Origin of the sequence: Micromonospora sp. NPDC048894 (genome assembly GCF_040649765.1) — a bacterium.
GTDB lineage: Bacteria > Actinomycetota > Actinomycetes > Mycobacteriales > Micromonosporaceae > Micromonospora > Micromonospora antibiotica.
Window position 1 is genome coordinate 266,724 of sequence record NZ_JBEZFY010000003.1, and the last position, 25,536, is coordinate 292,259.

Genomic DNA, 25,536 nt, shown 5'->3' on the forward strand with positions numbered 1-25,536 from the left:
CTGTCCTGTGGGGTGCGGGTACCGACCCCGGCCGGCGGGTGGTGCCGTCAGCAGCCGGGGCCGGTGGTGGTGCCGTCAGCCGCCGGAGGGCTGGGGGTGCGCGGCGAAGAACCGCCAGATGGTGTCGGTGGCGTTCAGCGCGGTGGAGGGGGGATCGAGGTCGAGCAGTTTCTCCGCCCGGGGCGGGTTGGGCCGTCCGCCGGGCCACTGGTGTCCCGCGTCGGCGACGGTGATCAGCTCGACGGCGCGGCCCTGGGCGCAGTTCGCCGTCGTGCGGGTGACCGGCCCGTCGGTGGTCACCTTCGGTGCGCCACAGGAGTCGACGGAGCGCCAGCGGGCGGCCAGTTCGGTGGTGGGCGGACCGTCGATCTTGACCGGGTTGCGGCCGGTGCCGCCGTTGTCCCGGCGGCCGGGGCCACCGGCGTACGGCATGGTCTGGTCCTGGCGGCCGTGGATGTGCAGCACCGAGACCGGTTTCGGATCGGCGCACTGCCCGGTGAGGGTACTGGCCACCGCGCCGATCGCGGCGAACGTCGTGGTGTCGCAGACCAGCTTGTACGCCAGCAGCCCGCCGTTGGAGATCCCGGTGACGTAGCGGCGGGCCGGGTCGACCGGCAGCTCCCGGCCGACGGTGGTGACCAGTTCGGTGATGAAGCCGACGTCGTCGACGCCCTCCCGGGCGGGTGCGCCGCAGCACTGTGGACCGATGGCCCAGGCCCGGTTCAGCCCGTCCGGGAACAGCACCAGGAAGCCGTCCCGGTCGGCCTGGGCCGTCCAGCCGTACGCCTGCTCGGCCTGCTCGCCGGTGCCGGCCGCGCCGTGCAGCATCACCACCAGCGGGACCGGCCCGCTGAGGTCGGCCGAGGCGGGCCGGTAGAGCCGGTAGCTGCGTTCCCGCCCGTCCACGGTGATGGTGTGCGTGGAGCTGCCGACGGCGACGTCCGGCCGGGCGTCGGCGGAGGGTGCGGCGCTGGCGGGCGGGGTGGTGCCGCCGGTGGGCGTGGCGTCCTCGCGGCGGGGGCTGCATCCGGCGGGGGCGGTCAGCGCGACGAGCAGGGCGAGCGCCCCCACGAGCCGACGAGCCGACCGGCCCGGCCGGGCGGAGTGCTGCCCGACTTCAGGGCGAAAAACGGTAAAAGGCATCATATCAATACTTTCGCCCGGGAATGTTCGAGCAACGTCAGGGACGCGCCAGGATTGGGCAAGGGACGGCGGAGGCCGCCGGCCCGGCGACGACGCGGTCACCGGGCCGACGCCTCAGCTCAGTAGCCCCGGAGCCGGAGCAGTTCCCAACCACCCTCGGGGACGTCGTCGGTCGGGTCCGCCCGCAGGTTCATCGGGTTCGCCATCCCCAGATAGAGGGTGGGACCGTCGGCGACCATGTTGCGGATGCCGTAGTTCAGGTAGTTGCCCAACCCGGTGTTGTCCACCGTCGTCGCCGGCTTCGTCGGCGACGAGAAGGCGTACAGGTCACCGCCGTATACCGCCTCCGGCAGGGCACTGGAGCGCATCCCGGCCGCGTCCATCGGCGCCCGGGCCAGGTCGTCGGCCAACGCCGGTGACAGGCCCAACTCGGCGGCGGTCTCCTTGCCCAGCTCCTTGGCCAGGTAGCTCCAGTCCATCGTGCCGACGTACAGCTTCCCGCCGGCCACCACCATCTTCCAGGTGTAGTTGTTGTACGGGTTACCGAAACCGGGCGGGCCGAACTTCGGCGTCTGGTGCGTCGGCTGCAACGCCCACGCCCCGACCCCGTTGTTGGCCGCCGGGTCGAACGCGGGCAGCTCGGTCGCGCCGTACAGCAGCTCGACCTTCTCGAAGTGGGAGCCGAAGTTGCGGCCCCGGTAGATGCTGATCGACCGCTGGGTGTTCTGGATGGTGGCCTGCGCCGCCGCCTCGTCCACCGGCGGGTAGGTCGACATGTGCACCGTGGTCGCCTTCATCGGCACGTGCATCGTGCCCCAGTACAGGAAACCGCCGTAGGAGGCCAGGCCACCCAGGGCGTACGCGCGGGCCACCACCGGGTCCGGCTCGTACTCCGACACGTTCCACACCTGCTGCCAGCCGTCGGCGTCCTCCGGGTTGAGCCCCGGGGCGCCCGAGGCCAGCAGCGGGCTCATCCAGACCGCGGCGATGCTCGGCGGCGGGGCGGCCGAACCAGCCGTCGGGCCGGCCAGCTCGGCGTCGGAGCCCGGCCAGGTGGTGACGAACAGCCGCCCCTGGTGGACGGTGAGGTCGGCGGCCTGCGCCGGCAGGTTCGCCACCACCGTGAACGCGAACGGGTCGGACTTGCTGCCCGTCCAGCGCAGCACGTTGCCGCGCTCACCCCCGTTGGCCCCGACACCCACCCCGGCGTACAGGGCGTCACCGGCCACCGTGAAGTGCCGGATGTTGCCGTACATGGGGAAGTTGCGGGAGCCGAGGAACGCGCCGGTGTCGGTGTCGAACGCGAACAGGTTGACGCTGGTGCCCAGCGCCGGGCCGCCCAGCAGGGCCACCCCGTTGAAGCTGCCGGCCGCCCGGATGCCCGCAGTGGTCTGCAACCGGTTCGAGTCCTCGGTGGAGGCCGCCTTCACCAGGTCGGTCTTCTCGGTCAGCTTGTTGGCGCGGGTGTCATAGGTGTACAGGCGCGGCTGACGGTGGTCACCGAGGATCGGCGGCAACTGCGGGTTGCGCTTGGCGACCTGGCTCTCGCCGTACTCGCAGACCCAGTCGTCGTTGACCGTCGGGGTGGTGTTGCGCAGGGCCCGCCCACTGGTCAGGCAGTTGACGTTCGCTCCGGTGCCGAACCACAGCATCTTGCCGACCCGGGTCATCCCCCACAGGTACGCCTGGTTGACCTTGGTCTTGCCCTCGGCGCACGGCGGCCCGGCCGGGTACGGCAGCCCGATCCCGGCGAAGCACTCGTCCGGCTGAGCCTTGGCGAGCAGTTGCGGGCTGCTCTGCTGCGCGCCGGCCGCGCTGGCCGCGCTGCCGGGGTCGGCGGCGTCGAGTGGCGCACCGAGCGCCGCCGAGGGAACCGCCAACACCGACCCGAGTCCGAGTACGGCGACGGCGGTCGACAACCGCCGTGCGGAGAACCGGAGTGGATTCACCAACAATCTCTCTTTCGAAGGAAGGTGGACACCCGTTCCCGGGCCCGGCGGACCGGACCCGGTAGCGGGCAGGGACACACAGGGACCGCCTAGACGGCGGCGGGCAGCTTCCGGGGCGCCGGGGCGACGACCCGCGACGCCATCCGCTCGGCCCACCCGGACGGGTCGGGGAAGTCCAGGAACCGGCCGAGACCGGTCAGCTCGGCCACCGGGTCGGCGACCAGGTCCTCGTAGGACATCCGCAGCAGGTGCGCCGGGGGCACGTCCCGCAGCGCCTGGTCGGCCTGGCTGCTCATGAAGGCGCACAACCCGAGGTAACGGCGCAGGTCCTGGCCCCGCTCGCGCAGCGCGTCGGCGGTCAACCGGTCCGGCAGGTACGGCTGGAGGTCCTCCGGCACCGCCTGGTCCGCGCCGACCCGGAACGGGTCCAGACCGCACCGGCCGAGGAACTCCACCCGCAACTGGATGAGCTGGAACGACGAGTGCCGGCTCATCGACCGGGCGGTGTCCTCCCAGCTGCGGGTCAGGTAGACGACCTTGCAGTCCGGGAACCCCCGCAGCAGGTACGGCGCCACGTGGCTGGAGCCGCCGGAGCGTTCCACCCACCGGGTCTTGCCGGTCAGCACGGCGAGCAGATCCAGGAAGTCGTGGTGGTGCTGGGCCACCGTCTGGGTGCGGAACTGCGGCACCCGCTCGGCGAGCTGGTCGAACAGCGCATCGGGGTCGGGGGTCAGCTTCGACAGCGTGATCGCCAGGATGCGGGGCAGCTCGGTGAGCCGGTCGGCCCACCGGCCCGTGGCCGGGTAACGGACCTCCTTCGGCGGCAGGCCGATCCGGAACAGCGTGGACAGCTCCGCCTTGGGGCTGGCCAGCACCGCCCAGTATTCGGCGCCGGTGAGCACCTCGGCACTGCGCGCCCACGGCGCGACCGACATGAAGAACTCCTGGGCCGACAGGGTGTCCGGCTCCTCGTGGATCAGGTCGGACAGCAGCGTGGAGCCGCACCGACCGTTGCTGATGATGATCGACCGGCCGGTGATCGGGGTGTCCATCGGTACTCCTCCTGCGTGTCGCGTCGTCATGCTGTGGTGGGTTGGGCCACGTCGAGTGAGCAGTCCTCGGCGAGCCAGGCGAAGACCTGCCGGCGCACCTCCTCCGGCCGGTCGATCAGCACCGTGTGCCGCTGGTCGGGCAGCACCACGACCCGGGTCTGCGGCAGCAGCCCGCGTACCGTCGGGGCCAGCTCCACCACCGCCGAGTCGCCGCCGTAGAGGCAGAGCACCGGGCAGTCGATCGCGGCCAGCGCCCCGGCCGTCGGCAGCGGGCTCGCCGGCAACTCCTGCGCCAGACTGGTGTCGGTGAGCATCCGGTGCGTCTCGGCGGCCCGTTGGGCGGCGACCCGGCCCCGCCGGGCTCCGATCTCGGTGACCGCCCCGGCCCGGGGCAGCCGGTCGGCGACCCGGGCCAGCCGCTCACGGACCCGGCGCATCCACTCCGGGACCGGTGGCGCGGACTCCACGGTCACGATGCCGGCCACCCGTTCGGGGTGCCGGGCGGCGTACCCGAACGCGATGGTCCCGCCGAACGAGTTGCCCAGCAACAGCAGCGGCCCGGTGACGTCCAGGGCGGCCAGCAGCTCCGCCAGGTCGTCGACGAAGTCGTCCAGGGCGTACCCGGTGGCGGGGCGCTCGCTGCGCCCGTGGCCGCGCAGGTCGTACAGGACGGTCGGGAAGCCGGCCCGGGACAGCGGCTCGGCCAGGGTGAAGTACCAGCTCGCCATGGTGTCCGAGGCCATCCCGTGGATCAGCACGGCGGTCGGCGTCGGCCCGGTCCGGCCGTCGACGGCCGGACCGGGGGGATCGAGCCGCTGCGTGTGCAGGGTGATCCCGTTCGCCCGGACCATGGTCACCGGCTGCCCGCCCCGACCTCGTCGGCCTGCCCCAGCGACTCGGCGATGTGCGTGACGAGCTGGCCGACCTTCAACTCCCGGACGGTCTCCAGGTCCAGCTTGGCGACGAAGTGGGCGAAGTTCACCGTGTCGCCGTAGCGGGACTGGAGCCGACCGGCGAGCGCGACCACGTCGATGCTCTCCATCCCCAGGTCACCGGAGAACGTGGTGTCCATGGTGACCACCTGGTCGTCGGCGAAGTCGCCCAGTACGGCGTCGATCATCTCGGTGAGCTCGGCGAGGATGGTGTCCTGGGCCGCGGGCATGATCGTTGCTCCTTCTGCTGATCGGATGGGTTGGGCGGTGCTGCGCACCGGGTGCCGGGTCACGGCCGGGACACCCCGGGCGGGGTGGCGGGTGCCGGCTCCGGCCCCCAGGTCCAGGCCACGACGTAACGGCGCGGCGGGAGGTCCTCGGGGTTGGCCACGTCCCGGTGACCGACCCGGTAGGCCCGTCCGCCGATCTGGACGGTCATCCCGACGTCGGTGGCCGAGTAGACCCGGAACCGGCGCGGCGAGCCGTCCAGCCCGGTGCCCTCGGCCTTGGCGACCGCCTCCTTGGCCGCCCAGAACCGGGTGAACCACAACCGCCGGGCCTCGACGTCCGTGCCGGCGAGGGAGGTCAGCAGGGTCAGCTCGGCCGGGGTGAGGGCGAAGGTGAAGGTGCTCTCCGGGTGCTCGGTGACCTCCGCGACGTCGATGCCGACGCCGGGGGACCCGGGCACCGCGTCGGGTGCCCGGCGGCGGGCGATCGCCACCCCGATCTCCGCGCAGTGCGCCAGCGAGACGTCACAGTCGCCGAGGCCCCGGCCGGGCCGCCCACGCACCCACGGCCGGCCGTCGGGGTCGTTGCCGACGGTCAGCTCGATCGGGTAGATGTCGGTGTGGCCGTCCTCCCAGAGCCGGGCCCGCACCGCGTCCTTGGCCGCGATCCGACCCAGCATCCACTGCTTGCGGGTCTTGGCCGGGTGCCGCTCGTACTCGGCGTAGGCGGCCCCGCCGAGGATGCCCCGGGCGGCCATGCCCCGGGTGACCAGGTCGGTCCAGCAGTCGAAGGCCATCGTCCAGCCCTCGGGCTGCAACAGCGACATCGGGTGCCGCTCGGGGAACCGTTCCGCGACCCGGGCCTGCGGGTGGCTGTCGAACCGCCGGTCCACCGCCCCCTCGATCTCCGACCACACCCGGCCCTGGTAACTGAGCTGGGTGTCGGCGACGAGCTTGCCGTCGTCGATGACGCGGACCCGGGCGACGCACTCGAACGCCCGGCCGGCCGGCGGTGGCGGACCGTAGAACCGCACCTGGCCGAGACCGACCGGCAGCGCGACGGTCCGGAACGGCTGGGTGGTGATCAGCCAGTTGCCGATGAGCTGCAGGGCGTTGTCCAGCAGCGCACCCGGGGGCACCGGTGCGGTGACGATGCCGCGTACGTGCATGTCGCCGAGCGCGTGCACCTCGGTCACGCCCTGGAACTGCGGGCCGTGGAACATGAGCCGCTCCGCGTACATCTCGGCGGCGCCGAGGGTGGGCGGGCGTTCGGTGGCCGGGTCGTGGGTCCAGACCGGCGGCGGCGTCGGGTACGCCGTGCCGACCTCGATGGTCGCCCGGGCGTACCCGGCGAAGGCGACCGCGTACCGGTTCGGGCCGGCCGCGCGGACCACGATCTCCACGTCGGTGGCCGGTTCGGCGATCAGCCACCGGTTGAACTTGGCGTCGTGCACCGCCACCACCGGGACGCCGGGCACCAGCTGCTCCACGGCCTCCATCATGTGCGCGACCAGGGCGGTCGCCGGCACCACCGGCCACCGGTCCTCCGGGTCCGGCCAGTCGTCGGGCTGCACGAAGAAGCAGTGGTCCAGCAGGTAGGGCATGGTTTCCAGGGAGATCCGCCGGGTGATCCGACCGATCTCCGCGCCGACCGCTGCGACGGTCGCCGGGCGGACCGGGGCGGCCGGCGTCACCGGCCGGTTGCCGGTCGGCACGGTGGCGGTCTGCGCCGTCGGCACGGTGGGCGTCTTCGCCATCGGCGTGGTGGGCGGCATCCCGGTCGGCGTGGTGGGTGGCCGCCCGGTGGGGGCGGTCGCGGGTCGGGCCGACGTCGCGGTGCCGTTGCCACCGGTGGCCGTCGGGGCGTCGGCCGTGCCCCGGGTGTTCTCCCGCAGCAGGGCGGCGAGTTCGGCGGCGGCGCTGGAACCGCCGGAGAGCCGGTGCAGCGCGTCCAGCGCGGCGGCCGGAGCACCGGCCGGCGTGGCGGCGGCCGGCTGTCCGGCCACCCGGGCGACCGGGACCGGTGCGGCCGTCGGTGCCACGGCCGGCGGCGGTGCGGTGACCGGCGGCGGTGCGGCGGCGGGTCGGGCGACCGCAGCGGGCACGGCAGCCGGCGGGGTGATTGTGGTCGGCCGGGTGACCGCAGCGGGCACGGCGGTCGGCCGGGTGACCGTGGCGGGCACCACGGCCGGCCGGGCCGCGCCGTTTCCGTTGCCCGGGGTGGACAGCGGAGCGTCCTGCGACGCGGTCACGCCGAGCAGGCCGGCGGCGTCCGCGCCGAGGCGGACCAGCGGCCCGCCGAGGTCGAGCTTCATCCGGGGACCGCGTCGGCCGGTGCCCACCCCGGGCTTCGCCGGGCCGTCGGTGCCGGCCGCATCCGGGGTACGGCGCTGCGTCGTGGCCGCCGTCCGATCGGCCGGGGTCAGCGCGCCCAGATCCGGGGAGGCCCCCTCCACCCACAGGGCGGTGGCGACCCGGCGCAGCTGGTTCAACCCGCTGCGGTGCGCGGTGTTCACCGGCATCGCCAGATGGTCGCGCCCGCGCAGGTTGTCCCCGATCAGCGAGGCGAGCTGCCCCGCGCCGACCTGGAGGAACACCCGGAACCCGGCGGCGTACATCGCCTCCACGGTCTGCCGGAACCAGACCGGCTCCATCATGTGCCGGACGAAGATCCGGTTGACCTCCTCCTCGTCGGCGGGGAACGGCGCGTGCAGGGTCGCCGACCAGACCGGCATCCGGGTCGGGTGCACCTCCCAGCGGCCCAGGGCGGCACCGATCGAGGTGAGCCCGTCGGCGAAGGCGGGGGTGTGGAACGCCGACCGGAACGGCAGCTTCTGGCACAGGATGTTGCGGGTACGCAGCGCCTCGACGAGCCGGTCGACCTGCGGCTCCGGCCCGTTGACCACCGACTGCGCCGGAGCGTTGTCGTGCGACAGGACCACCCCCGGGTAGTCGCCGAGCAGCGGGGCGACCCGGTCCGCGCCGGCCCCGACGGCGGCGAAGACGTAGCCGGAGACCTCCACCGAGTCGGCGTTGAACAGGTCGAGGAACTCGTCCATCGCGGCGGTGCTGATCTGGCCGCTGACCGCGGCGGCGGTCCACTCGCCGATGCTGTGCCCGGCGACCGCGTCGGGTCGTACGCTCATCCGGGCCAGGGCGTCGTCGAGCAGCTTGCCCACCTCGATCAGGCCGGCGCCGTGCCGGCCCAGGTCGGCGGCGGACCACTCGCGGTCCGGCAGGCCGAAGTGGGCGGCCAGGTCGGCGGTGCGGGGGGCGAACTCCGCCTCCAGGCCGGGGAAGACGAAGGCGAGCTTGCCCGCCCCCGGGCCGAGCAGCGGCCGGGGACTGAACCAGATGTCCCGCCCGCCCCGCCACGCCTGCCCCCGGGCAACCGTCTTGCGGGCCACCGCGAGCAGCTTGTCCGTCGGGTTGACGATGCCCAGCCGGGTCTGCGGCGGGGCCTCCCCGCCGGAGCGGGCGGCCAGCTCGACGCCGATCCGGCGTACCTCCTGGTCGTCGCGGTCCAGCAGGTCGGCGAGCCCGGCCGGGTCCGACGCGGCCAGCCAGAGCACCTGGTCCGGCTCGTCGACGACGGCCCGGCCGGCGGCCGGGGCGGTCAGCCCCACCACCGGCTCGCCCACCGACACCGGGGCCTGCTCGATGATCAGGTGGGCGTTGATCCCACCGAACCCGAACGCGTTGACGCCGGCCCGGCGCGGCCCGTCGCTCTCCCACGGCCGGGCGGTGTCGATCGGCGCGAACCGGGTCGCCGCCATCTCCTTGCGCGGCGTCTCGCAGTGCAGGGTGGGCGGCAGCACCCCCCGGTGCACGGCGAGCGCGGCCTTGATCAGGCCGGCCACCCCGGCGGCCGGCATGGTGTGCCCGATCATCGACTTCACCGAGCCGATCACCGGACGCGGCCCACCGGTGTACGGGCCGAACACCTCCGCCACCGTGGTCAGCTCGGCGGCGTCCCCGGTCGGGGTGCCGGTGCCGTGCGCCTCCAGCAGCCCCAACGCGTCGGGGGCGGTCGGGTCGAGCCCGGCGGCCTCCCAGGCCCGGCGGATCGCCAGCACCTGACCGGAGACCGCCGGGTTGAACATGCTCGCCGACTTGCCGTCGCTGGACACCCCGCTGCCCCGGATCACCGCGTAGACCCGGTCGCCGTCGCGCACCGCGTCGGCGTACCGCTTGAGCACCACCACACCGGTGCCCTCGCCGATCAGCAGGCCGTCGGCGGCGGCGTCGAACGGCCGGATCTCCCCCTGCCGGGACAACGCCCGGAGCTGGTTGAACACCGACCAGAAGCTGATGTCGTGGACGTGGTGCACGCCACCGGCGAGCACCGCGTCGAGCCGACCGTTGACCAGCTCGGTGATGCCCTGGTCGACGGCGATCAGCGACGAGGCGCAGGCGGCGTCGATGGTGTACGCCGGGCCGCGCAGGTCGAGCCGGTTGGCCACCCGGGAGGCGGCCAGGTTGGGCACCAGACCGATCGTCCCCTCCGGCTGGTACGGCCCGAGCCGCTCGTCGAACTTCTTGCGCAGCAGCTCCAACCGGGCCGGGTCGACATCGGGGATCAGCTCCCGCAGGATGCTGACGACCTGGCTGGACATCCGCACCCGCTGGGCGTAGCGGGCCTGGGCGGGGCTGAGGATGCCACCCCGGCCGAGGATCACGCCGATCCGGTCGCGGGCCGGGAGCCGGTCGCCGCCGCCCGCGTCGTCGATCGCCGCGGCGGCCACCTCCAGCGTGATCAGCTGGTCCGGCTCGATGTCGCCGACGGAGGCCGGCATCACTCCGAACCGCAGCGGCTCGAAGGTGGCGTACTCGTCGACGAACCCGCCGCGCCGGCAGTACATCCGGTCGGCCCGGTGGGACTGCTCCGGGTCGTAGAACTCCTCGTCCCAACGGTGCGCGGGGACGTCGGTGATCGCGTCGACCCCGCCGATCAGGTTGCGCCAGTAGCTTTCCAGGTCACCGGCGGAGGGCATCAGGGCGGCCATCCCGACGATCGCGATCTGGCCGGGCGCAGCGGCGCCGTTGTTCATCGGTTCCTCCGACGGATGGGGCGGGTGGGGGCGGGACGAGGCATCGACACCCTCACCACCCGGAGGCGGTGTAGACGACCGAGGTGACCGACGGGTCGGCCCAGGCCAGCTCGCGCAGCAGGGCCAGCGCGCCCTCCTCCGGGTCGATCAGGCCGATGCCGCGCCGGGCGTACTCCCGGCTCAGTTCGGCGGTGACCATGCCGCCGTGGCCGACGCCCGGGGCCCACGGACCCCAGTGGACGGTCACGCAGCGCACCCCGGTCCGGGCGGCGTACCGGGTGCCGATGGCGTCCAGCGCGTCGTTGGCCGCCGCGTAGTCGGCCTGGCCCCGGTTGCCGTAGGCGGCGGCGATGCTGCCGAAGAAGACCAGGAACCGCGGCGCGGTGGGCAACGCGTCGAGGCCGGCCAGCAGGCCCCGCGCCCCGTCGACCTTGGTGTCGAAGACCCGGGTGAACGACGCCGGGTCCTTCTCGGCGATCAGCTTGTCCTCGATGATCCCGGCGGCGTAGACCACGCCGTCGAGGCGGCCGTACTCGGCGTGGATGCCGGCCAGCAGCGCGCTGGTCGCCGCCGCGTCCCGGACGTCCAGGGCGTGGTAGCGGACCTCACCGCCCAGCTCGGTCAGCTCGGCGATGGTCGCGGTCACCTCCCGGGCCGCCAGGATCGCCTGCGCGGTGCGGGAGATCTCGGCCGGCGAGGACGACCCGCGCCGGGCCAGCACACCGACGAGCGCGGCGCGGTCGGTGGCGGCGGCCAGCTCCGGGTCCTGGGGTCCGGTCGGCAACGGGGTACGGCCGACCAGTTCGATGCGGCAGCCGGTGGCGGAGGCGAGCGCCCGGGCGAACCACGGGGTGATGCCCCGCGCCCCACCGATCAGCACCACCACCGAGTCGCGTTCCAGGCCGATCGCGGCCGCCTCGGAGACCCCGTCACCGGCCGGTCCGGCACCCCCGGCGGCCAGCGCGCCCAGTTCGACCGGGACCAGGTCGGCGACGTACCGGTCGGTGCCGCGTCGGGCGACCACCGGGGCGTCGGAGGCGGTGAGCAGTTCGTCGAGGAGTTGCCGGGCGAGGACCTCCGGCGACGCGGCCGGGTCGACCGCCACGAAGCGGGCGGTCAGCCCCGGGTACTCCCGGGCGATCGTGCGGAACAGGCCGGGCATGCCGTCGGCCGCGCCGGTGACGTCCTGTGCCCCGGCGGCGAGCAGCCAGCGCGGCCCGGCGGCCAGGGCCCGCTGCAACAGCGGGAACACGTCGGGCAGCAGCGGCTCGTCGAGGTTGGTCAACCCGTCGAGCACCAGCACCCCGTCGAACCCCTGGTCGGCCTGCTCGCTGTCGAGCACTCCCAGCTGGCCGCCGGCACCGTGGGCCCCGAGCAGTTCGGCCAGGTACGCCCCGACCGGGCCGCCCCCGGTGATCAGGAAGCGCATTCCGGTGAGCGTGGTGGCGGGGTCGAGCTGCTGGCCGGCCTGGGTGCTCTCCCGGGCGACCAGTCGCTTCGGTGCGATCCCCACCCCGACCTCGGTCGGCGCGGGCGGTGCGGCGGGCGGGGCGGCGACGGCGGCCGGTGCGGCGACGGTCGCCGGGGCGGGCGGTGCGGCGGCGACGGCGACCGTCGGGGTGACGGTGACGGTGGCGCTCATCTTGTGGTCGAGCCAGGTGACCATGGCGCGGACGGTGCGGGCCTTGACGAGGTCTTCGAGTTCGCTCTCGTCGCCTTCGACGGCGAGGGAGAGGCGTTGGGCGACCTCGCCGGCGACTTCGGCGCGTTTGATGGAGTCGATGGAGAGGTCGGCTTCGAGGTCGAGGTCGAGTTCGATGAGGTCGACGGGGTAGCCGGTGCGCTCGCTGATGACGGTGAGGATCGCCTGCTGGAAGTCCGCGAGGCTGGCACCGGCGGGCGCGACCGGCCCGGCCGGGGCGGCGGCGGGCAGCGCCACCGGGGCGGCGGGGAGCGCCCCGGCGGGGGTGGCCGCCAGCGGGCCGGTCGTGGTGGACGAGACGTGGATGGTGCCGCTCATCTTCTGGTCGAGCCAGGTGACCATGGCCCGGACGGTGCGGGCCTTGACGAGGTCTTCGAGTTCGCTCTCGTCGCCTTCGACGCTGAGGGAGAGGCGTTGGGCGACCTCGCCGGCGACTTCGGCGCGTTTGATGGAGTCGATGGAGAGGTCGGCTTCGAGGTCGAGGTCGGGCTCGATGAGGTCGACGGGGTAGCCGGTGCGCTCGCTGATCACCGCCAGGATCGCCTGCTGGAAGTCCGCTGCGGTCACGCCGACCTGGTCGCCGGAGGGCAGCGCGGCGGTCAGGGTGGCGGTGGCGGTGACCGTGCCGCTCATCTTCTCGTCGAGCCAGGTGACCATGGCCCGGACGGTGCGGGCCTTGACGAGGTCTTCGAGTTCGCTCTCGTCACCTTCGACGCTGAGGGAGAGGCGTTGGGCGACCTCGCCGGCGACTTCGGCGCGTTTGATGGAGTCGATGGACAGGTCGGCTTCGAGGTCGAGGTCGAGTTCGATGAGGTCGACGGGGTAGCCGGTGCGCTCGCTGATCACCGCCAGGATCGCCTGCTGGAACTCGGCGATGCCCGGCCCGGCCGGAGCCACGACCACGCCCGCCGGGGCGGCAGCCGGGACGACACCACCGACCGTGGGGAAGGAGGGCACGAGGTCCGGGGTGACCGGCGCGGGCCGTTCGATCACCGGCGCGGTGGCCAGCGCCGTGCCGCCGTTCGACGCCGCCACGGCGGGCATCGCTGCCGGAGCCGCCACGGCCCGGGGGGTCGGGGTGGGAGGCGGAGCCACCGCCGGCGTCACCGAGGGTCGGGGCGTCGCCACGGGCGTCGCCGCCGGGGCGGGCACCGGGGCCGGGGTGGGCGTCGGGGCCGGGCCGGCCGGCAGCGCCGGGTACTGCTCGACCCGGTACGTCTCGGTGGGCTGCCCGCCCACCCGACCGCCGCCGTCACCGGAGTCGCCGAGGAAGGCGAGCATCACGTCGCGTTGGGTGGCGATCATCTCGCGGGTGGTGCGCAGGTATTCGCTGAGCAGCTCGCCCCGGATGTCCCGGACGGCCGCCGGCTCGGGGACGGTGACGGTCCGGACTTCGCGGACGGTCACCGGTTCGGGGGCGCGGACGGTGCCGGTGGCGGTGCCGGGGGTGGTGGCGGTGCCGTTGGCGGGGGTCATCGACAACTCCTTGATCCGTCGGGGTGGGGTCATGCCACCGGGAAGACAGTTGCCGTGCTGGTCCCGGACGAGTTGACCGTCGACCGTCCACAGCGGACGACGACTCGGAGCGGTGGTGGTGGTGTCGTCCGCGACCCGCCCGTGGAAGAGCCAGTCGGGGCGGACCGGTGCGCCGGCGCAGGCGAGTTCGGCCACCGAGATCAGGAATCCGCGTAGCCCGTCGGACGGACCGCGTTCACAGGCGACGGTCCGGTGCGGCCGGTCGCCGAGGACCGCCTGCACCAGCCGGCTGAGCACCTGACCGGGGCCGACCTCGACGAAGAGGCGGGCGCCGGCGGCGTACATCGCCTCGACCTGCTCGACGAAGCGCACCGGTGCGCCGATCTGCTCGGCGAGGTGGTGCCGGACCTGGCCGGCGTCACCGGAGTACGGGGCGGCGGTCAGGTTCGACCAGACCGGGATCCGGGGCTCGGCGATCGGCCGGGCGGCGAGCACCTCGGCGAAGGTCTCCACCGCCCCGGCGACCACCGGGCTGTGGAAGGCACAGGCCACCGGGATGGTCCGGGCCGACAGGCCGGCCTCCTTGAGCGCGACCACCGCCGCCCGTACCTTCGCCGTCGGGCCGGAGACCACCACCTGCTGCGGCGCGTTCCGGTTGGCCAGCACCACCTCGCTGGTCAGGCCGGCCCCGGCGAGCACCTGGGCGACCTGGTCGGCGGTGGCGGTGACGGCCGCCATGGTGCCCGGGTCCTCACCGCACGCGCCGAGGATGGCCGCCGCCCGTTCCCGGCTCAGGTCGAGCAGGGTGGCCGCGTCGAACGCCCCGGCGACGCAGAGGCCGACGAGTTCGCCGTAGCTGTGGCCGGCGGTCATGTCGGGGCGGACCCCGAGCCTGCGCAGCAGGTGGTCCATGGCCAGACCGCCGATGCCGAGCACCGGTTGGGCGGTCCGGGTGTCGCGTACCCGGTCGTCCTGGGCGCGGCGGGAGTCCTGGTCGAAGGCGGCCGGCGGGAAGAGCAGCTCCGCGGCGGCCGGGTCGAGTTCGAGGTAGTGCCGCAGCTCGGGGAAGGCGACGAAGAGTTCGGCCAGCGCGCCGGGGCGCTGGCTGCCCTGGCCGGGGAAGAGGAACGCCAGCTGACCGGGCCCGACCGGGTCGACCCCGGTCGGCTGGACCAGGCCCCGGACCGGGTCGTGTTCGCCGGCCAGCGCCCGGTGCAGCAGGGTCTCCAGTTCGGCCAGGTCGCGGGCGACCACCGCGACCTGGGTCGTCCCGGGCCGGTTGGCGGCCTTGGCGGCGACCGACGCGGCCAGCTCGGCCAGCCGACCCGACCGGTTGCCGGTCCCGTCGGCGGCCAGGCTCTCCAGCAGCTGCCGGACGCCCTGGTGGGCGGCGGCCCGGTCGGTGCCCCGGAAGCAGAACAGCTCCGCCGGCCAGATCCGTTGCGCGTGCCGGGGTTCCGCCGCGTTGGGGTAGGCGCTGAGCACGACGTGGAAGTTGGTGCCGCCGAAGCCGAAGGCGCTGACCCCGGCGATCCGCTCGGCGGCCGGCACCGGCCACGGGCGGGCCTCGGTGAAGAACGCGAACGGGCTCTGCTGCGGGTGCCAGGCCGGGTTGGGTCGTTCCAGATGGATGGTGGGGGGCCGGACGCCGTGGTAGAGGGCGAGCGTCGCCTTGATCAGCCCAGCCAGGCCGGCGGCGCACTTGGTGTGCCCGATCTGGGACTTCACCGAGCCGAGCGCGCAGCTGCCCGGTTCGGCGCCGGACTCGACGAACATCCGGGTCAGCGTCTCCAGTTCGGTGCGGTCGCCGACCACCGTGCCGGTGCCGTGCGCCTCGACCAGCCCGACCTCCCGGGGGGAGATGCCGGTGCGGTGGTAGGCCCGGTCCAGGGCCCGGCGCTGCCCGTCGGGGCGCGGCGCGGTCAGGCCGAGGGCCCGCCCGTCGCTGGCCCCGCCGAGCCCCTTGATCACGCCGTAGATCCGGTCGCCGTCGCGTTCGGCGTCGGCCAGCCGTTTGAGTACGACGCAGGCGACGCCCTCACCGAGGGCGATCCCGTCACCGGTGCTGTCGAAGGGGCGCGACCGGCCGGTGGGGGACAGCGCGTGCGCCGAGGTGAACATCAGGTAGTCGTTGACCCCGTTGTGCAGGTCGGCTCCGCCGCAGATCATCAGGTCGCTGTCCCCGGCGACCAGTTCCTTGCACGCGGCGTCCATCGCGGCCAGGGACGAGGCGCAGGCCGCGTCGATGGTGTAGTTGGGCCCGCCCAGGTCGAGCCGGTTGGCGACCCGGCCGGCGATCACGTTGGCCAGCACGCCGGGGAAGCTGTCCTCGGTGACCGTGGGCAGCAGCTCCTGCATCTGCTCGGGCACCTCACCGAGGTACGCCGGGAGCATGGTGCGCAGGGTCTGCGCGTGTCCCATGTCGCTGCCGGCCTCCGCGCCGAAGACCACGCCGGTGCGGGCGTGGTCCGCGCCGGGGGCGTCGTAGGCGTAACCGGCGTCGACCAGCGCCCGGTGGGAGACCTCCAGGGCGAGCAGTTGGGTCGGGTCGATGCTGCTCAGCGCGGCCGGCGGAATGCCGTAGCCGATGGCGTCGAAGGGCACCGGGTCGATGAACCCGCCCCACTTGGAGACGCTGATCCGGCCGGTCTGCCCCGGACCGACCTCGGGGGCGTAGTAGTGGTCGGTGTCCCAGCGGTCGGCCGGCACCTCGGTGACGGTGTCGACACCGCTGAGCACGGTACGCCAGAAGCTGTCCAGGTCGGGGGAGCCGGGCAGCATGCAGGCCATCCCGACGATGGCGATGTCCAGCGGGGCGGGCGACTCGTCGAGGTCGGCGGTCGGCGGCGTGAGCCGGGCCCGCAGCGCGTCGAGCCGGTCGGCGTGGAAGCCGCGTACCTCGGTGGTCACCTCGTCGTGCAGCGCGGCGACGGTGGTGGCGGTGTTGCGCAGTACGGCGACCTGGCCGGCCATGAACAGGCCGTCGCTGGCCTGGACGCTCTCGTCGACGGACTCGACGACGTCGCCGGAGCGGCGCAGGCCCTTGCTGGCGATCCGCAGCCGGCCGACGTTGAGCAGCTCCAACTGTTCCCACACTTCGCGGTTCTCCGCCCCGGCGCCCTCCAGTTGGTTGCGCAACTGGTGGAAGTCGTCGACGAACGGGGTGTGCAGGCAGCGGGTGGCGTGCCCGGGGGCGGTCTCCAGCAGCGCGGTGTGCTCGGCGGTGAGCGCCTCACGCTGGAACAACGGCTGGACCGCGCCGTGGGTCACGGCCTCGGCGGTGAACAGGTAGGCGGTGCCCATCAGGACGCCGACCCGGGCGCCCCGGCGGGCCAGCGGCGCGGCCATCGTGGCGACCATCGCGGCCGACCGGGCGTCGTGCACCCCACCGGCGAAGAAGACCTGGAGCTGGGCGCCGGCGGCCGGGTCGGTGTCGAGGTGCTCGTCGAGCACCGCGAGCTGGGCCTCCCACAGCGGGAAGCTCGCCCGGGGTCCGACGTGCCCGCCGCACTCGGCGCCCTCGAAGATGAACTTACGGGCGCCGGAGCGCAGGAACTGGCGCAGCAGGCCGGGGGAGGGCACGTGCAGGAAGGTGCTGATCCCCTGCTCCTCCAGGGCGCGGGCCTGCGGTGGGCGGCCACCGGCGATGATCGCGCAGGCGGGCCGGATCTCCTGGATGACCGCCAGTTGGGCGGCGCGCAGCTCCTCGGGGGCGAAACCGAGCACCCCGACGCCCCACGGGCGGTCACCGAGCTGGGCGGCGGTCTCGGTGAGCATCCGGCGGCACTGGTCGGCGGAGTTGAGGGCGAGCGCGATGAACGGCAGCGCGCCGCCGTCGGCGACGGCGGCGGCGAAGGCGGCCTCGTCGCTGACCCGGGTCATCGGGCCCTGGGCGACGGGCACCCGCACCCCGAGGGCCTCGGCCAGGGGCGCACCGGGTTGGAGCAGGTCGGCGGCGTCCGGGCCGTCGACGGCGTCGAGCATCGCCGCGCGCATGCCGCGTACGGCGGCGGCGGTGTCCGGCCAGCGGTCGGCGAAGGCGGCGGCCAGCCAGCCGTCCTGGCCGACGGGGAGCAGTTCGGCGTCGGCCTGGTGCGGCCCGCCCCGGCGGATGCCCCGGACCCCGTCGCGCAGCACGGTTTCCGAGCCGTCCATCCGCCGGATCACGGCCTGGACGTCGGCCGGGAGTTCCGACTCGGGCATCAGGGCGAGCTGGGTGTCCAGGACGACGCCGGCCGCGCCGCCGACCAGGCAGGCGCCGGCGGTCCGCGGGCCGATCCCGCCGGCCACCCAGACCGGCAGGTCGAGGGTGTCGTCGGCGACGAGCTGCTGGAGCAGGACGAACGAGCTGAGCTCGCCGACCCGGCCGCCGGCCTCCATTCCCCGGGCGATCAGCCCGTGTGCCCCGGCCGCCGCTGCGGCGTGCGCCTCGGCCCGGCTGGTGACCTCCACGAGCACCCGGTGGTGCCCGGTGATCTCGGCAAGCGGCCACGGGCTCGCCGGCTCGACCACGACCAGATCCACCCGGCCGGCCGCGGCGCGTGCCACGTCGGCGGGGGTGGCCCGGCAGCCGGCGGGCACCCGGATGCCGATCGGGTCGGCCGACCAGTTCGCCGCCCGGGTAAGTGCCCGTAACGACCAGTCGTCGCCGGCGGCCAGGTCGATGATGCCGCGCCCACCACCGGCGGTGGTGGCGGCCGTGATCCGTGGGCCGGGTTCCAGGACGCCGACAGGATTGACGACCAGGATCAGGTCACGCGTGTACGGTGCGCTACTCATCGGGCTCCCACTTCGGTCGCGAAGGATCGCGTGGTGACGGGGGGATCTGCCGGCCGAACGCCAGCGAGCGCGGTTCTGATTTGCGGCAGTCAATGTCGCGCTGAGTCACAATCTAGTGTGGCTCAGTTACATCCCGGTTAAATCCAACCGTCGGAGCCGCCGCAGTGAAGATTTCCTACCAAGGCTACCGGATATGCCCTCGGGGTCACCAGGCAAAATGTCGGCCGGTGAGCCGACGCTGTCGCCAGATCGTGCCACGGTGAGTTGCCAGTTCATTTGCGGGTTTATTTCCAAACTGTTTTCTGCTGATCGAGAACCTCCTGGTAGCAGAGATCAACTCGCCGCGCATCCCACGATGTGGAACGGGCCTTGCCATGGATTGCGGTGAACATTAAAGATCCGTATCGGCATTCTTGCCGTCATTACCCATCGATTTGATATGGCATTCGTGAGGCGAGGTGAGATTGGCTTCGATCATTAGAATCCCTGGTCGGGGGCGGGGTGTCGGTCACCCGGGCTCCCGCCTCGCCCATCGCCGCTGACCTCGGCGGTGACCACCGGCCGCGCGAAGATGCCCCGCCGGTGTCGCCGATAACGGCTCTGGGCTGGTCAAACGCCAAGCTTTGACGACAGTCGACGTACTCACTTAACGAACGTTTCACGCGCTGTCTGCCGATCCCCCTCCTGCGGGTCGGCGCAAGCGATCTGCGGGGGATTCCGCCAGCGGTGCCCACCCCCGTACAGGCCCCGACCAGCCGGGACGTCCGTCACCGCCACGGTGATCCGCCCTAGCCGGGCCGACTTTCCCCATTCACCTTCCGGATCGGCGGTAATTGTGCGTAGCCTGCTTCTTCTTGCCCTCGTCGGCCTCGGTGCGCAACTGGTCGACGGCAGCCTCGGGATGGCGTACGGCGTGACATCCACCACATTGTTGTTGGCCCTCAACACAGGCGCGGCCAGCGCCTCGGCGACCGTTCACCTGGCCGAGATCGGCACCACCCTGGTCTCGGGTGCCGCGCACTGGCGGTTCGGCAACGTCGACTGGACGGTGGTCCGCCGGGTCGGTGTGCCGGGCGCCGTGGGGGCGTTCGCCGGCGCGACCTTCCTGTCCAGCCTCTCCACCGCGACCGCGGCCCCGATCATGTCGCTGATCCTGCTCACCCTCGGCCTCTACGTGCTGATCCGGTTCACCGTCGCCGGGCTGCCCCGCGACCGGGTCGGGCTGCCCCTGCGCAAGCGTTTCCTCGGGCCGCTGGGGCTCGTCGCCGGCTTCGTCGACGCCACCGGTGGCGGGGGCTGGGGCCCGGTCGGCACGCCCGCGATCCTGGCCAGCGGCCGACTGGAGCCCCGCCGGGTGATCGGCTCGATCGACACCAGCGAGTTCCTGGTGGCGGTCGCCGCGAGCCTGGGCTTCCTGGTCGGCATCGGCTCGGAGAACATCAACTTCGGCTGGGTGGGGGCGCTGCTGCTCGGCGGCATGATCGCCGCGCCGATCGCCGCCTGGCTCGTCCGGTTGGTCCCGCCCCGCGTGCTCGGTTCCGCCGTCGGGGGGGTCATCGTCCTGACCAACATCCGGACCCTGCTGCGCAGCGACTGGATCGGTGCGCCGGACGCCGTCCGCTACGCCAGCTACCTGATCGTCGTGGTGCTCTGGGTGGCCGCGGTGACCTGGTCACTGCGTCGGCACCTGGCCGACCGGCAGGCCACCCCGGTCGCCGTCGGACCGGAGGCCGGTGCCGGGGAACCCGCCACCACGTCCAGCTGACCGGGCGGCCGGCGGCTCCCCGACCCCCCGGCCCCGGGCAGGTCGGGGAGCCGCCGGCAACCCCGGGCGTCGCAGTCCGGCCGGCGACTGCTGCTGGGGTCGGGCCGCCGACCGTGGCGCCGCCGACCGTGGTGCCGCCGGCGGGCGTGGTTCAGGGCGCGGCGTGCTCGGCCTGGGCCCGGATCTGCCGGAAGATCTCCTGCGGCTGGGCGGTCTGCGGAAAGTCGGCGAGGTGGACCACACCGAGCGTGTGCCGGTCGGCCCAGGCGCAGACGTCGAACCAGACACCCCCGCTGCGGCCGTGCCCGCAGCGGGCGGACCCACCGACCGGCCCCGGGGGCACCGGCGTCACATCCGTGATGGCGGTGAGCCGGGCGAAGATCTGGTCCAGGGCCCGCTCGGGGTCGGGGACCGTGCCGGAGACCCCACTGAGCAGGACGACCCGACGGTCGCCGGGTCGGTACAGCCCGAGTTCGGCCGAGTGTTCCTCCTTGACCGGGATGTAGGCGGTGCCCACCGCGCTGCCCGGCTCACCGTCGAGCAGCGGCTTGAGCCCTGACATGGTGCTCTGGGCGACCATGGTCAGTCGCCGGTCGAGCGACTCGTTCCAGGTGCCCAGCACCGTCGTCGGCTTGTCCAGCCGCGGCACGGCGGGGTCGGGGGGCGGCGGCGACGCCCCGGCCGACCTCGCGGCGACGGGCTCGGCGGTGCCCGAACAACCGGTCGCCGTCAGCAGGCCCGCGAGGACCAGCGCACCCGTGCGTACCGCCTGCCGTAACCCCGTGCTGGGTTGCGGATCCATGTGTGCCTCGTCCCCGGTCGCAGTGGCATCGGGCAGGATAGCGTGCACTGTCGTCAGTGGAGGGGGACCGGATGAAGCTGATGCGGGTGGGCCCGGCCGGCGCGGAGCGGCCGGTGCTGCACTCCGACGGCCGGCACTACGACCTGTCCCCGCTGACCACGGACATCGACGCCGCCTTCCTCGCCTCCGACGGCCCGGCCCGGGTCCGGGCGGCCCGCGACCTGCCGGAGGTGGACGTCACCGGCCTGCGGGTCGGTCCGCCGGTGGCCCGGCCCGGCGCGGTGCTCTGCGTGGGGCAGAACTACGCCGCGCATGCCGCCGAGTCCGGTGCCGCCCCGCCCGAGACCCCGATCATCTTCTACAAGGCACCCAACACGGTGGTCGGCCCGTACGACGACGTGCTGGTGCCCCGGGGCGCGACCGCCACCGACTGGGAGGTCGAGCTGGCCGTGGTCATCGGCCGGCGGGCCCGCTACCTGGAGTCGCCCGCGCAGAGCCTCGCCCACGTCGCCGGCTACCTGGTCTCCAACGACGTGTCCGAGCGCGACTTCCAGCTGCGTGACTCCGGTGGCCAGTGGTCCAAGGGGAAGTCCTGTGAGACCTTCCAGCCGCTCGGCCCGTGGCTGGTCACCCCGGACGAGATCGCCGACGTGCAGGATCTCGGGTTGCGTTCCTGGGTCAACGGCGAGCCCCGGCAGGACTCCCGCACCTCGGACATGGTCTTCGATGTGGCGTACCTGATCTGGCACCTGTCGCAGTACACGGTGCTCGACCCCGGTGACGTGATCAACACCGGTACGCCGGAGGGGGTGGCCCTGTCCGGCCGGTTCCCCTACCTGCGGCCCGGTGACGTGGTGGAGGTCGAGGTGGACGGGCTGGGCCGGCAACGGGTCACCATGGCGGCGGCCTGACCGGCGGCGGGGAGCCGCTGCCGGCGATTCTGACGGGCCAGCACCGGTCCGACGGGAGTGGGCACCGGTCCGACGGGAGCCGGGCGCCAGACCCACGGGAGCGGGCACCGGTCCGACGGGAGCCGGCGACCGCTGCCCGGGTGGCCCTGCCGTCCGCCCGGATCAGCGGACCAGCCGCAGGCCCGACATGCCGCCGTCGACGGCCAGCGCGGTGCCGGTGGTCGCCCCCGACAGCGGGGAGGCGAGAAAGGCCACCGCCTGGGCGACCTCGTCGGCGGTGACCAGCCGGCCGGTGGGCTGCCGGGCGGCGAGCCGGCGCTTCTCCGCGGCCGGGTCCCCGGCCCCGGCGAGCAGCCGGGTCACCCACGGGGTGTCCACCGTGCCCGGCGCCACCGTGCACACCCGGATGCCGTCGCCCACCAGGTCCGCGGCCATGGCCAGGCTGAGTGCGTGCACCGCACCCTTGGTGGCGGAGTAGACGGCCCGGTCGACCAGCCCCGCCGTCGCCGCGATCGAGGTGATGCTGACGATGGCGGCGCTGGTCGAACGCCGCAGGTGGGGCAGGGCGGCCCGGCAGGCCCGGGCGACCCCGACGACATTGACGTCGAGGCAGCGGTGCCACTCGGCGTCGTCAGCGGCCTCCACCGCCCCCACCGCACTGACCGCCGCGCAGTTCACCAGCACGTCGAGACCGCCCAGGGTCGCGGCGACCCGGTCCATGACCCCGTCCAGCGGGCCGGTGACGTCGGCGGTGAGCCGGAGGTGCCCGCCGCCCGCACCGGGGTCGCGGTCGAGGACGGCGACCCGGGCCCCACGCGCGGCCAGCAGGTCGGCGACCGCCGCGCCGATGCCCGAACCGCCGCCGGTGACCGCCGCCACCAGACCGTGGAAATCCGTCATCTCGGCACCTCGTAGCACGGGCGACAGGGACCGGCGGACGCCCCACCCGCACCGGACGTCCACCGGGGCCGGTGTGCCGTGGCGATCGGCGGGCCAGCCGCCCGCCCGGCCGCCGGGACCGCAGCACATCGCACCTCGCACCGGACGCCATAGATCATATACGATTTCTTCGATCGCGGCCGGGAGCGGTGAGGGGGCACGGTGCGCATCGCGTTGTTCGTCACCTGCCTCAACGACGCGCTCTTCCCGCGCGTCGGCATCGCCACCGTGACGGTGCTGGAGCGGCTCGGCCACACCGTGACCTTTCCCGCCGGGCAGAGCTGCTGCGGCCAGTTGCACGCCAACACCGGCTATCCGGGCCCGGCCCGCGCGCTGGAGCAGAGCACCGAGGCGGCGTTCGCCGGCCACGACGTCGTCGTCTCCCCGTCCGGTTCCTGCGTGGCCCACCTGCGGGCGCACACCCGACTGCCGGTGTACGAGCTGTCGGAGCTGCTGGTGGACGTGCTCGCGGTCACCGACGTGGGGGCCCGCTTCCCCTACCGGGTCACCTATCATCCGACCTGCCACGGGCTGCGGATGCTGCGGCTGGGCGACCGGCCGCTGCGGCTGCTCGGCGCGGTGCGTGACCTGGAACTGCTGGGCCTGCCCGAGCCGGAGCAGTGCTGCGGCTTCGGGGGCACCTTCGCGCTCAAGAACGCCGCCGTCTCCGGTGCCATGCTCGCCGACAAGTGCGCCCACGCGGTGGCCACCGGGGCCGACTACCTGGCCGCCGCCGACAGCTCCTGCCTGGCGCACATCGGTGGTGGTCTGGCCCGCCGGCCCGGTGCCCCGCGACCCGTCCACTACGCCGAGATCCTCGCCGCGACCGGGGCCGGAGCGGTGGGATGAGCACCCGACACCCCCCGCCGGGCCGGCAGTTGCCCATCGTGGCCGTCACCCCGTTCCCCCGGGCGGCGGCCGGTGCGCTGCGCGACGCCCAACTACGGGCCAACCTGGGCCGGGCCACCCGCACCATCCGGGAGAAGCGGGCCGCGGTGGTGGCCGAGGTGCCCGACTGGGAGCAGCTGCGCGACCGGGCGGCCCGGGTCAAGGACGACGTGCTCGACCGGCTGCCCGAGCTGGTGGACCGGTTCACGCGGGCGGCCACCGCCGCCGGGGCGACCGTGCACCACGCCACGGACGCCGCCGCCGCCAACGCGGTGGTCACCGACCTGGTCCGGGCGCAGGGCGTCGACCAGGTGGTGAAGGTCAAGTCGATGGCGACCCAGGAGATCGGCCTCAACGAGGCGTTGGCGGCGGCCGGGGTGACGGCGGTGGAGACCGACCTGGCCGAGCTGATCGTCCAACTCGCCGACGACACCCCGTCGCACATCCTGGTGCCGGCGATCCACTACAACCGGGGGCAGATCCGGGAGTTGTTCGCCCGGCGGATGCCCGGCTTCCGCGCCGACTCGGACGATCCGGCGGTGCTGGCCGGTGCCGCCCGGGACTATCTGCGGCGTACCTTCCTGGCGGCCCGGGTGGCGATCTGCGGGGCCAACTTCGCGGTGGCCGAGACCGGCTCGTTGGTGGTCGTCGAGTCCGAGGGCAACGGCCGGATGTGCCTGACCCTGCCGGACACCCTGATCGCCGTGGTCGGGGTGGAGAAGCTGCTGCCCCGCTTCGCCGATCTCGGTGACTTCCTGCGGCTGCTGCCGCGCTCGTCGACCGGCGAACGGATGAACCCGTACACCTCGATCTTCACCGGGGTGACCCCCGGCGACGGGCCGCGTCGGCTGCACGTCGTGCTGCTGGACAACGGCCGACGCCGGGTGGCGGCCGACCCGGTGGGCCGGGCGGCGTTGCGCTGCATCCGCTGCTCGGCCTGCCTGAACGTGTGCCCGGTCTACGAGCGGGTCGGCGGCCACGCCTACGGCTCGGTCTATCCCGGGCCGATCGGGGCGATCCTGTCGCCCCAGCTCACCGGGCAGGACGCCGGCCACAACGCGACCCTGCCGTACGCCTCGACGCTCTGCGGGGCCTGCTACGACGTCTGCCCCGTCAAGATCGACATCCCGGCCATCCTGGTCCACCTGCGCCAGACGGGGCCGAAGCCGGCCGCCGAACGCGTGGCGATGGCGTGGCTCGCCTGGACGATGCGTGACCGTCGGCGGTGGCGGGCGGCGCTGCGGGCGGCCCGCTCCGGCGGCCGGCCCCTGCGGGTGCTGGGCCGGCGGCACGGCGGGCGGCTGCGCCGCGCCCCGTGGCCCCTGTCGGCGTGGACGACGCACCGCGACGCCCCACTGCCCGCCGAGGAGTCCTTCCGCGACTGGTGGCACCGCACCCATGACTCCTGAGCTGACCGCGCTCTTCGTCGCCCGGGCCGGGGACCACCACGCCGGGGTGCACCCCTGCACCCCGGCGGAACTGCCCGGGCTGCTCGCCACCCTGCTCGCCGGGGCGACCGCCGTGGTGCTGCCGCCCGGGACACCACCGCAGTGGACCACCCGGCTCGGCCCGCCCACCCTGGCCGGCGACATGCTCACCGCCACCGAGCTGGACGCCCCCGGCCTGGCCGTGCTCACCGGCTGCGCACTCGCCGTCGCCGAGACCGGCACCCTGGTCCTCGACGGGGGCGCGGCCCAGGGCCGCCGGTTGCTGACCCTGGTCCCCGACCACCACGTCTGCGTGGTCCGCGCCGCGCAGATCGTGGCCGACGTGCCCGACCTGGTGATCGCGCTGCCCGACCCCACCCGCCCCCTGACGATGATCTCCGGCCCCTCCGCGACCAGCGACATCGAGCTGAACCGGGTGGAGGGCGTGCACGGCCCCCGCCGCCTCGACATCGTCTGCCTCCCCCCGGGGTAG

14 protein-coding genes are annotated in these 25,536 nt (G+C 73.8%); 5 read left to right on the top strand and 9 right to left on the bottom strand.

Going from position 1 to position 25,536, the window contains the following annotated elements; translation table 11 throughout:
- Positions 1-75: 75 nt before the first annotated feature.
- From AB0C22_RS08310 to AB0C22_RS08340, 7 genes are all read right to left on the bottom strand, one after another.
- Positions 76-1,071 carry a PHB depolymerase family esterase gene (locus AB0C22_RS08310; protein ID WP_357534233.1) on the bottom strand — a complete coding sequence of 332 codons (996 nt, stop codon included), beginning with the start codon at positions 1,069-1,071 and terminating at the stop codon, positions 76-78.
- A 191-nt stretch (positions 1,072-1,262) separates the two neighbouring features.
- Entirely contained in the window at positions 1,263-3,092 is a 1,830-nt protein-coding gene (locus tag AB0C22_RS08315) for a hypothetical protein (protein ID WP_357534466.1), read from the bottom strand.
- Positions 3,093-3,181: 89 nt separating this feature from the next.
- Positions 3,182-4,144 carry a sulfotransferase domain-containing protein gene (locus AB0C22_RS08320; protein WP_219462966.1) on the bottom strand — a complete coding sequence of 321 codons (963 nt, stop codon included), beginning with the start codon at positions 4,142-4,144 and terminating at the stop codon, positions 3,182-3,184.
- A 26-nt stretch (positions 4,145-4,170) separates the two neighbouring features.
- Positions 4,171-4,995, bottom strand: a complete 825-nt coding sequence (locus AB0C22_RS08325; RefSeq protein WP_255598285.1) for an alpha/beta hydrolase — start codon at positions 4,993-4,995, stop codon at positions 4,171-4,173.
- A 2-nt stretch (positions 4,996-4,997) separates the two neighbouring features.
- Complete coding sequence (locus AB0C22_RS08330; protein WP_208566792.1) at positions 4,998-5,306, bottom strand: acyl carrier protein; 309 nt, start codon at positions 5,304-5,306, stop codon at positions 4,998-5,000.
- A gap of 59 nt (positions 5,307-5,365) precedes the next feature.
- A complete protein-coding gene (locus tag AB0C22_RS08335; protein ID WP_219462962.1) occupies positions 5,366-10,354 on the bottom strand; it encodes a type I polyketide synthase in 4,989 nt (1,662 codons plus the stop codon).
- Positions 10,355-10,406: 52 nt separating this feature from the next.
- Entirely contained in the window at positions 10,407-18,311 is a 7,905-nt protein-coding gene (locus AB0C22_RS08340; RefSeq protein WP_357534235.1) for an SDR family NAD(P)-dependent oxidoreductase, read from the bottom strand.
- 835 nt (positions 18,312-19,146) lie between these two features.
- Between AB0C22_RS08340 and AB0C22_RS08345 the strand changes: the two genes are divergently transcribed.
- Positions 19,147-20,076 carry a sulfite exporter TauE/SafE family protein gene (locus tag AB0C22_RS08345; protein ID WP_208566788.1) on the top strand — a complete coding sequence of 310 codons (930 nt, stop codon included), beginning with the start codon at positions 19,147-19,149 and terminating at the stop codon, positions 20,074-20,076.
- A gap of 151 nt (positions 20,077-20,227) precedes the next feature.
- Here AB0C22_RS08345 and AB0C22_RS08350 read toward each other — a convergent pair whose 3' ends face one another.
- On the bottom strand, positions 20,228-20,878 hold the full coding sequence (locus AB0C22_RS08350) for a hypothetical protein (protein WP_357534237.1): 651 nt from the start codon (positions 20,876-20,878) through the stop codon (positions 20,228-20,230).
- A 71-nt stretch (positions 20,879-20,949) separates the two neighbouring features.
- Between AB0C22_RS08350 and AB0C22_RS08355 the strand changes: the two genes are divergently transcribed.
- Positions 20,950-21,789 (top strand): fumarylacetoacetate hydrolase family protein, encoded by an 840-nt coding sequence (locus AB0C22_RS08355; RefSeq protein ID WP_357534239.1) that lies wholly within the window; start codon positions 20,950-20,952, stop codon positions 21,787-21,789.
- A 162-nt stretch (positions 21,790-21,951) separates the two neighbouring features.
- On the opposite strand, the gene AB0C22_RS08360 is transcribed toward AB0C22_RS08355, so the two are convergent.
- Complete coding sequence (locus AB0C22_RS08360) at positions 21,952-22,689, bottom strand: SDR family oxidoreductase (RefSeq protein ID WP_219462955.1); 738 nt, start codon at positions 22,687-22,689, stop codon at positions 21,952-21,954.
- Positions 22,690-22,890: 201 nt separating this feature from the next.
- On the opposite strand from AB0C22_RS08360, the gene AB0C22_RS08365 reads away from it, so the two are divergent.
- From AB0C22_RS08365 to AB0C22_RS08375, 3 genes are read left to right on the top strand one after another with little or no spacing between them, the layout of a single operon-like run.
- Positions 22,891-23,577, top strand: coding sequence for a (Fe-S)-binding protein (locus AB0C22_RS08365; protein WP_208566784.1), 687 nt, complete (start codon positions 22,891-22,893; stop codon positions 23,575-23,577).
- Complete coding sequence (locus tag AB0C22_RS08370; protein WP_357534241.1) at positions 23,574-25,025, top strand: lactate utilization protein B; 1,452 nt, start codon at positions 23,574-23,576, stop codon at positions 25,023-25,025. Before AB0C22_RS08365 ends, AB0C22_RS08370 begins: the two co-directional genes overlap by 4 nt.
- Positions 25,015-25,536, top strand: coding sequence for an LUD domain-containing protein (locus AB0C22_RS08375; RefSeq protein WP_357534243.1), 522 nt, complete (start codon positions 25,015-25,017; stop codon positions 25,534-25,536). Before AB0C22_RS08370 ends, AB0C22_RS08375 begins: the two co-directional genes overlap by 11 nt.